The sequence below is a fragment of the Anaerobutyricum hallii DSM 3353 genome, assembly GCF_000173975.1.
Taxonomy (GTDB): Bacteria; Bacillota; Clostridia; order Lachnospirales; family Lachnospiraceae; genus Anaerobutyricum; species Anaerobutyricum hallii.
Genome location: NZ_ACEP01000049.1, coordinates 20,471 through 27,644, shown reverse-complemented (window position 1 = coordinate 27,644; position 7,174 = coordinate 20,471). Strand labels below are relative to the sequence as shown.

The 7,174-nt window shown below is 39.6% G+C and carries 4 protein-coding genes; 1 reads left to right on the top strand and 3 read right to left on the bottom strand.

The features are described from left to right. Nucleotides 1-88: 88 nt before the first annotated feature. Complete coding sequence (gene clpB, locus EUBHAL_RS04295) at nt 89-2,680, bottom strand: ATP-dependent chaperone ClpB (protein ID WP_005345323.1); 2,592 nt, start codon at nt 2,678-2,680, stop codon at nt 89-91. 450 nt (nt 2,681-3,130) lie between these two features. On the opposite strand from clpB, the gene EUBHAL_RS16335 reads away from it, so the two are divergent. Then, a complete protein-coding gene (locus EUBHAL_RS16335) occupies nt 3,131-3,253 on the top strand; it encodes a hypothetical protein (protein ID WP_005345322.1) in 123 nt (40 codons plus the stop codon). 45 nt (nt 3,254-3,298) lie between these two features. On the opposite strand, the gene EUBHAL_RS04290 is transcribed toward EUBHAL_RS16335, so the two are convergent. Beyond that, entirely contained in the window at nt 3,299-4,075 is a 777-nt protein-coding gene (locus tag EUBHAL_RS04290) for a ZIP family metal transporter (protein ID WP_005345321.1), read from the bottom strand. A 213-nt stretch (nt 4,076-4,288) separates the two neighbouring features. After that, the gene (locus EUBHAL_RS04285; protein WP_005345320.1) at nt 4,289-7,174 is read right to left on the bottom strand and encodes an ATP-binding protein; all 2,886 of its coding nucleotides are present in this window, start codon (nt 7,172-7,174) and stop codon (nt 4,289-4,291) included.

Here is a 7,174-nt window from a genome sequence, read left to right as displayed (position 1 = left end):
TAATCCATATCTGCGACTAAAGTCACAGATATGGATTATTTTATTTCATGGATTCGTCTGTTTGTCCGTTGTTTAATGAATTAAATCATCATTGTCTATGTTCCACAGAAGCAATCAGTTCTCCACCCTGTTCGTCAATGACAATCGTATCCTGTGGATATACCTCGCCGGAAAGTATCATTCTCGCAGCAAGGGTATCGACATGTTTTGTCAGATATCTCTTCAATGGACGTGCACCGTATGCCGGTTCGTATCCATGTTCGATAACATAACTCTTGGCAGCATCGGTAAGATGAATAGAAAGTTCCTTGTCTTCAAGACGTTTGTTGACATCGGCAAGCATAAGCTCAATAATGCCTCCGATATTGTCTTTGGTAAGAGGTTTAAACATGATAATCTCATCAAGACGATTCAAAAACTCTGGTCTAAAGTGGGAACGCAGGTCATTCATGACCATAGTTTCTGCATCGGTCTTGATGTTGCCATTTTCATCGATTCCTTCGAGCAGATACTGGGAACCGATATTGGAGGTCATGATTAATATCGTGTTCTTAAAGTCTACTGTTCTGCCCTGAGAATCGGTGATGTGCCCATCATCAAGTACCTGTAATAGCACATTAAATACATCGGGATGTGCCTTTTCTATTTCATCAAAAAGAACAACTGAGTATGGTTTTCTTCTGACGGCTTCGGTAAGCTGACCGCCCTCTTCATATCCTACATATCCTGGAGGCGCTCCGATCAGGCGAGATACGGAATATTTCTCCATATACTCACTCATATCAATACGAACCATGTTCTGTTCGTTATCAAACAGGCTTGCGGCAAGTGCTTTCGCAAGTTCTGTCTTACCTACACCAGTAGGTCCGAGGAACATAAAGGAACCGATTGGCTTTGTCGGATCTTTAATTCCTGCTTTCGAACGGATAATGGCTTCAGTAACCTTTTCCACACCTTCATCCTGACCGACAACTCGTTTATGGAGTTCCTTATCAAGATTCAATGTCTTATTTCTCTCACTCTCGGTAAGTTTTGCTACCGGAATACCCGTCCAGCGGCTGATGATCGTTGCGATTTCATCATCAGTTACAGATTCATGAACCATAGAAGATTCTCTCTTCTTTGCACTTTCTTCCGCTTCCTCTAACTGTCTTTGCAATTCTGGCAATTTACCATATTGTAATTCTGCTGCTTTATTTAAATCATAATTGCGCTGTGCAATCTGAATCTCATTATTTAAACTTTCGATTTCTTCCTTTAACTTGGAAACACGCTCTACTGCGGATTTCTCCTGATCCCAGGAAGCCTTTTTCGACTTAAATTCCTCACGTAATTCGGCGAGTTCCTTTTGCAGATTTTCAAGACGTTCTACACTAAGACGATCCGTTTCTTTCTTTAAGGCTGCTTCCTCGATTTCTAACTGCATAATCTTTCTCTGCACTTCATCAAGGTCGGCCGGAAGGGAATCTAATTCTGTCTTAATCATCGCACATGCTTCATCCACAAGGTCGATTGCCTTATCTGGGAGGAAACGGTCGGTAATATAACGGTTAGATAAAACAGCGGCACTTACTAAGGCACTGTCTGCAATCTTTACACCGTGATATACTTCGTAGCGGTCTTTTAATCCTCTCAAAATAGAAATCGTATCTTCTACCGTAGGTTCATCGACCATAACCGGCTGAAAACGACGCTCCAATGCGGCATCTTTTTCAATATACTGACGGTATTCATTCAGTGTTGTAGCACCGATACAGTGAAGTTCCCCTCTGGCAAGCATTGGCTTTAACAGGTTTCCGGCATCCATCGCACCGTCGGTCTTACCAGCACCAACAATCGTGTGCAGCTCATCAATGAATAAAAGAATCTGTCCATCGCTGGCTTTGATTTCTTCAAGAACTGCTTTTAAACGTTCCTCAAACTCACCACGATATTTCGCTCCTGCTACTAAAGAACCCATATCAAGGGCAAATAATTTCTTATCCTTTAAAGAATCTGGCACATCACCTTTCACGATACGCTGTGCAAGACCTTCAACAACAGCTGTTTTACCAACACCAGGTTCACCAATCAATACCGGGTTATTCTTTGTCTTTCTGGAAAGAATACGAACGACATTACGAATCTCGCTGTCTCGTCCGATAACCGGGTCAAGCTTCTGCTGTTTAGCTCTCTCTACAAGGTCATAACCATACTTCTCCAATGTCTCATAAGTGGCTTCTGGGTTATCACTGACAACCTTCTGGTTACCTCTTACTGTAGACAATGCCTGAAGAAAACGCTCTCTTGTAATTCCATATGCCTGAAACAATTTCTTAATCTCTGTATTCGGATACTTCATTAAAGAAAGGAAAAGATGCTCTACAGAAACATACTCATCTCCCATTGCCTTAGCTTCATCCTCCGCACTCACAAGTACCTGATTCAAAGACTTACTGATATAAGTCTGTCCACCGGAAACTTTTGGCTTCTTCTCAACTGCCTGCTGTACCTGTGACAGAAATGCTTCTTTATTCACTTCCATCTTTTCAATTAATTTTAAAATCAGGCTATCCTCAATCGTAAGCAGGCTATATAAAAAATGTTCCTGATCGATTTCCGGGCTGCCATACTGATAAGCCAGTTTCTCACAGTTATTTACTGCTTCTAATGACTTTTGCGTAAATTTATTTATATTCATATAAGTTCCTCCTAACCCGAAGATGCTTATTTGTTCTACACTTCGTATAACATATATATATCACTATCTGTTAGCCATGTCAAGAGACGAGTGCTAATTTTTTGAGATTTTTTGGTGAAGCTTTGATTTTACGGGCTTCACAGGGATTTCTCACTTGCTTTCGCACTCGATTTTCTTGATTTGACCACATTTTTACGACAAGTCTTTGGAAAAATATATTCGTCTGATTTTCTTACCACATTTTACGACACAGTTTTATTGTGGGATAAGAATGTCATTAATGATTAACACACAGATTGCTGGAAATGCGTAATGCAATAGTAAAATATCACAAAAATCGAATGCAAATTTTGTAATGGGTTATGCGCTTAACCTTTGTAAATTCCACATTTATAATGTACCATATAATCATAATATTGCAGAAGAAGGGATGAAAAAGGATATTTTCTTATGATAAAAATGACATCTGATATCAAAGAAATTCCGGTATTTGCATCCATGTGGAATATGGATGGACTGATTCTGATTAGATTTTGTAAAGTTGATTATGAAAATCTTAGAAATCCGATATAATTGATTACCGCAAATTTATATTCTAATACCTTTTCCTGTTTGTTATCACCCAAGTGCCACATCCAGAATCATCATTAAACTAAACCCAACTGCAAAGAAAACCGTACCAATATCCGAGTGCTCTCCCTGCGACATTTCAGGGATTAGTTCTTCAACCACGACATAAAGCATAGCTCCTGCTGCAAAGCTCAGCAAATATGGTAATGCCGGGATTATCAGCTGTGCAGCAATAATTGTCAATACTGCGCCAATCGGTTCGACCACCCCTGAAAGTACACCACCTAAAAATGCCTTTCCCTTACTTTCTCCCTCTGCCCTAAGCGGCATGGATATAATTGCTCCTTCCGGGAAATTCTGAATAGCAATTCCAAGTGATAACGCAAGTGCACTTGTTGCTGTAATCTGTGCATTTCCAGCAAGAAATCCTGCATACATTACACCGACTGCCATACCTTCAGGGATGTTATGTAATGTAACTGCCAACACCATCATTGTAGTACGGCCAAGCCTGCTTTTCGGTCCCTCTGCCTGATCACTTCCAACATGAAGATGCGGAATCAAATGATCAAGTGTGAGTAAAAACAATATACCAATCCAGAACCCAGCAACTGCCGGAACAAATGACAAATCTCCCATCTTCTCCGATTGTTTCATGGCCGGAATTAGAAGACTCCAGATTGAAGCAGCAACCATTACACCTGCTGCAAATCCTGTAAGTGCACGTTGCACTGATTTGCTAAATGTTGTTCTCATAAAAAACACACATGCTGCACCCAGCGTTGTTCCAACAAATGGAATCAATATGCCAAAAAAAGTATTCATTCGCTTTTCACTTTCCTTTCTTTAAAACCGGAATAACTACTATTTTGTAGTCCTTCATACTATTTTTGATATTAGTTGCAACTAACCATTATGTATAAAAGAAACCATGCGAAAGTAAAACTGTAATTCCACACGGTTTTTTTCTGTCTTTTTAGTATATCACTTACGGAATGATATAACAACAGAATTCTTTTTCATTCTGCTATACCTCTGTTATTCTTTTCCCGGTCGCTGACACATCTGCTTACCATCACAGAATTTTCGGATTGTATCCATCAGTTCCGGTACATTTAATGGTTTTGACAGATGTGCATTCATCCCTGCCTCCATCGTCTTTTTTTTATCTTCTGCAAAAGCATTGGCTGTCATAGCTATAATCGGTATGCACGCTTTATCCTTATCTGGCAAATTTCTGATTGTCTGTGTTGCTTTATAACCGTCCATTTGCGGCATCTGGATATCCATGAAGATCATATCATATGTTCCTGCCGGCATTTTCAGTATTCTGTTCACACACTGAATACCATTCTCCACACGTTCTATCCTAAGACCGGCACGCTCAAGTATTGCCTCTGCAATCTCTGCATTTAAATCATTATCCTCCGCTAAAAGGATATTCCTGCCTTCAAGGATTTCATTTCCTGTTCCAGACTCTTCAATATGCTTTTTTACATAATATCTTTCATCCGCTATCCTGTGTTTTAATGTAACTGTAAAGGTACTGCCCTTGCCAAGCTCACTCTCTACATCTATTGTTCCACCAAGCAGGTCAACATAATTCTTGACTATTGACATGCCCAGTCCGGTTCCTGCGATTTTGCTCTTTGTGGTGTTCTTCTCACGCGTGAATGCTTCGAAAATCTTTGTCAGATAATCCTGACTCATACCGATTCCGGTATCGCTGATTCTGATCCTCACTATCATGTATCCAGACTCATCACAAGGTAATTCATCTACATATACCATAACAGAACCACCTGCTGGAGTATATTTTATAGCATTGCTCAGAATATTGACCAATATTTCTTTTACCTTGGTAACATCTGTCAATACATGCTCATGCTCTACATTCATCGTGTAATGAAGCGAAATATTCTTTTTCCTTGCTTTCTCATCAAATACTGCAAACAAAGATTTCCAGACATCTTCAATCCGGCAGTAATTCTCATCAATCTCCATCCTTCCGCTCTCAATCCGGGCCATATCCAATACATTATTTATGATTGACAGAAGAAGATTTCCAGACTGCTGCAGTTTTTCCAGATGTTCCAAAACTTCAGGTATGTCTTTTCCATTTAGTTCATTCTCCATAAGCTGTGCATAACCCAGAATTACATTCATAGGAGTACGGATATCATGTGACATATTGTTAAGAAAACTGGTCTTTGCGAGACTGGCATCCTCTGCTTTTTTCAAAGCGATTTCCAGTTTCTCATTAAGTTTTTGTGTATCATTTGCAGCAAGCTTTGCGGCAGCTTCTGCTTTCCTTGCCTTGCGTAAAAGTACGAGGATAATAACAATGATGCTGAGTGCAGAGAATCCTGTGGCGAGAAAAAAAGCAAGCATATTGTCTTTTACAAAGTCCAAAAATGTTACCTTATCTGCCGTACTGTCATAGATAGCAAGTGCGCTTGTAAGCATGCCAGACGGCATGCCCTTTAAAGTTTTATTCAGTATCGACAAAAGAGTTTCCTCTCCACCTTTTACTGCAAAGCATGCCTCCATTGTTTTTGTAAGTGGAACACTCTTGAAATCTCGATTGTTATCATATACCATCGCCTGACTTGCTCCCATGAGAAAACAGTCTGCTTTTTCATTAGTAATCATTTCAGCAGCCTCCTCAAACGAATCATAATCCACAAGATTCCATTGTGGATAACTAAAGGTAAGCTGCTGTTTTAAAGCTTCTTTTTCCTTTGGCACAGCTACTGTATACACATTACCCTCGTCAAAATTTTTCTCATCAGTTACTGCCATAAGATTGTAGGTCCAGGCTGTGTTTGTAAGTGCATAGCCTTTTTTTTCTGCAATATCAGGATTTCTGCCGGCATAAAAAATCATGTCAATTTCATGATTCTGCAGTGCCTGAAGCATTTCATCATAATCATCATAGTCCTGTATATTAAATTTCAGCGTCTGATTTCCCAGACAGTCTTTGGCATAGGAGACATATTCTGGTAGCATACCGGTAAGTTTTCCAGTTGTTTCGTCCATGGAAAAGATTGCCGGATCATTGTTCAAAAATCCCATCCGGATGTCACCATGTTCTTCCAGCCAGGATTTTTCTCCACCTGTAAGACTCTGATTATAATCAAGTGTAAAATATTTCTTATACATATCTGCCTTAAAAAAAGGACTATCCTGATCCAGCTGACACATAGCATAGTCCAGCTCCGTCTTGATATCGCTACGCTCTTTATTTATTGCAAAATATATACCTGATTTGCCAATAGTGGTAACAGATGATATTCCCTGTTCAGACCAGATGGATTCCTCCAGAGATACAAAAGCATCAATCTCATGATTCGCTAATTTCTTTTCGACATCATTATCATTATTCACATTTACATGCTCTGTATGTATACCATTTTTATTTTCCCATTCTGTCAGCATAATTTCTGGCTCTGTATCCATGAGCACACCTACACGTTTCCCGTCCATAAACTTAAAATCAGACATCCCAATATCCATATTCGATAAATCAGCATAAAGAATATATTTTTCCTCACCCATCGGTTCATCCGAAAAAAGCATCTTTTGTGCACGTTCATCGCTGTAAGAGATATCACCCATAATATCAATCTCACCATTTTCAAGCTTATCAAAACAGTCAGACCAGTCACATTTCACATACTCAAATTTCCATTCGGTATAACCTGCCAGAGCCTGCATGAGTTCGTAGCCATATCCTCGTCTTACACCGTTTTTGTCGACATAATTAAAGGTATCCTCAAATGAGCCGACACGAATGGTCTGTGCCTGTTTTTCATCATTATTCGTTTCAGCGGCCTGGCTGTGTACTGATAACATCATCCACATTCCCAGAACTAGCAATATACATACAAATAGTACGGCTGATTTTTTTCTACTTTTATCCAT